The sequence below is a fragment of the Armatimonas sp. genome, from assembly GCF_043760365.1.
GTDB lineage: Bacteria > Armatimonadota > Armatimonadia > Armatimonadales > Armatimonadaceae > Armatimonas.
Map to the genome: position 1 here is coordinate 1 of NZ_JAYUPA010000277.1, position 2,005 is coordinate 2,005.

6 protein-coding genes are annotated in these 2,005 nt (G+C 58.2%); all 6 read left to right on the plus strand.

Annotated elements, in window-relative coordinates:
* Nucleotides 1-342: hypothetical protein (locus tag ACH2EH_RS06600; protein ID WP_395140095.1), on the plus strand; the 342-nt coding region annotated here is incomplete at its 5' end.
* Complete coding sequence (locus tag ACH2EH_RS06605) at nt 339-698, plus strand: hypothetical protein (protein ID WP_395140097.1); 360 nt, start codon at nt 339-341, stop codon at nt 696-698. The genes ACH2EH_RS06600 and ACH2EH_RS06605, both read left to right, overlap by 4 nt.
* A 136-nt stretch (nt 699-834) precedes the next feature.
* The gene (locus ACH2EH_RS06610) at nt 835-1,200 is read left to right on the plus strand and encodes an SWIM zinc finger family protein (protein WP_395140099.1); all 366 of its coding nucleotides are present in this window, start codon (nt 835-837) and stop codon (nt 1,198-1,200) included.
* The gene (locus ACH2EH_RS06615) at nt 1,197-1,388 is read left to right on the plus strand and encodes a hypothetical protein (RefSeq protein WP_395140101.1); all 192 of its coding nucleotides are present in this window, start codon (nt 1,197-1,199) and stop codon (nt 1,386-1,388) included. The genes ACH2EH_RS06610 and ACH2EH_RS06615 overlap by 4 nt, the downstream gene beginning before the upstream one ends.
* Entirely contained in the window at nt 1,385-1,678 is a 294-nt protein-coding gene (locus ACH2EH_RS06620; protein WP_395140103.1) for a hypothetical protein, read from the plus strand. The genes ACH2EH_RS06615 and ACH2EH_RS06620 overlap by 4 nt, the downstream gene beginning before the upstream one ends.
* A 3-nt stretch (nt 1,679-1,681) precedes the next feature.
* Nucleotides 1,682-2,005 (plus strand): hypothetical protein (locus tag ACH2EH_RS06625; RefSeq protein WP_395140105.1); only part of this gene is annotated, 324 nt, incomplete at its 3' end.

Genomic DNA, 2,005 nt, shown 5'->3' on the forward strand with positions numbered 1-2,005 from the left:
CAAGCACGACTCGTGGCGGCGGCGTTCATCGAGCAGATGGTCCTCTCTACCAAGACAATCGTGCCTGACCCGGCCCGAGCTATCGAGGTGCTGGCCGATGCCTGGAAGCTCTCCAAGCAGACTGCCGAGTACATCAAGTTCGGACTGTATGGCGAGTCCCACCAGGACACACTCTACGGACTGGTAAACGCTGTCACCAGCGCAGCGCAGCGGTTGTCGGTGGAAGGGCGCTACGAGCTAGAAACGCTGGCAAGTGTCCTGATTGACACTACCAGTGAAAGCCGAGCAGACCAGGCGCTTCGGCAGCGAATACTCCTTCCCAAAGGAGGATCACTCGCGTGAGCGCCATTCTCCCCACGATAGACAAGCGGCTTGCCGCTGTCTGCCAGCGCCTGCGGGGGCTGGCGGCTGAAGTCGAGGAGAAATGGCACTTCGGAGTCGTGCATTTGATGGTCGAGGAGCATGTCATTCAAGCCCATCGCGGTTGGCGAATCGAGATTCCCGTTCCTGAGCTGGACGACTACATCGGCCAGCCTGAGGATGGAGAACTCGTTGCACTGCCGCCAAGTGCGGAGGAGTGCCTTGAACTGCTGGAGCAGATCCTAACGACCTGCCGAGGTGTTCGTGGCATCGAGTCTCCTGCTGTCCCCAAGCCCGAGCAGCTTCGTGCTGTAGGGGCCCTGCTAAAGCGGCGTTAACACCGCACTCGTTTCCCCAAATCACCGGGCCATGCTGCCCGGAGACGGGAAGTTCATGGCTCGGTCTAGCGGCGATCTCATTCGGCGTAGCCGAAGATGGGCTTCGCTTTTCAATTACTAGAAAGGAACCCTAACCATGAATCTGGACGAGGCGAGGTTACTTGCCAACGTCAACGACCGAGCACAACGACTCTTTGAGGACGGATATCGAATCCGCTCTCTTGACGGGAATCTGCATCTCATTCGCTCTGAGCAGGGAGCCACCTACACCCTAGACCGTAGCGAGCAGAGCTGTACCTGCCCCTTCTTTGAGAAAAACAGCGGGCGTTACTGCTGTAAGCACGTTTTGGGCTGGCGGAAGCTTCTCATGGCTCAACGGATCGAGATTGCCCGCCGCACTGCCCGTTGGGAAGCGGTAGGGCAAGCCGTCACCATCGAGCAGGTCATGCAGAGCGCATCACGCGTTCTCCAGCAACGTCTGGAGGTGCCCCTGTGTCTTTGACTATTTCCCGTTACAAAGGCAGTAGACATTGGGCGGTACGAGAAGCCGACACCGGCTCGCTCGTTGTCGTCACGGTCTACCGCAAGGGCGCTGCTGAAGTCGTCAGAAGGCTCACCGGGCAAGTCCCGGAAAGAGCGAAGCGACAGAGTGAGACCTTCGTCTACGAGGCCAAGGGAGATGCTTTATGAGCGGCTATCAGCGGCCCATCAAGTTCCTCTTGGGCAAAGTCTATGTCACCCCAGCCGCAGTCGAAGCCCTGATCCGCAACGAGGAGGAGCTAATGCACCTACTCAAGCGGCATCGCGAAGGCGACTACGGCGCGGAGATGTGCTACGACGACCGCGTGGTCAACGAGGAATCCATAAAGCGCGGAGGTCGGGTTCTTTCCAGCTATACCCTCAAAGACGGAACCGTTATTTGGATTATCACCTCGGCAGGCTGGCAAGAGACTTTAGGGATGGTTAGGGAGGAGTATTGACCTATGACCACTCTCAAGAATGGCCCAAAAGTCATCGTGCTCCACACGGACGACCAAGTCTTCTGCTTCACCGACAGCAACGGCTGCGAGTGGCACTGGAACGCAGGTGCGGGAATGCGACTGGTAGAAGCCAGCCGCAGACAGCCCATGACGTTCCACCCGAGCGATCACGGGCTGACAGTCGAGTATCTGCAAAAGCAGTATCCCGACCTGGATCTGGACTATGCCAAAACCACCGACGTGACGAGGCCAATCCTCTTCGTCCCGTTCTGGAATGAAACCAGCGTCCTGATCGACGGCTGGCATAGGGCGGTGCGGGCAGTCATG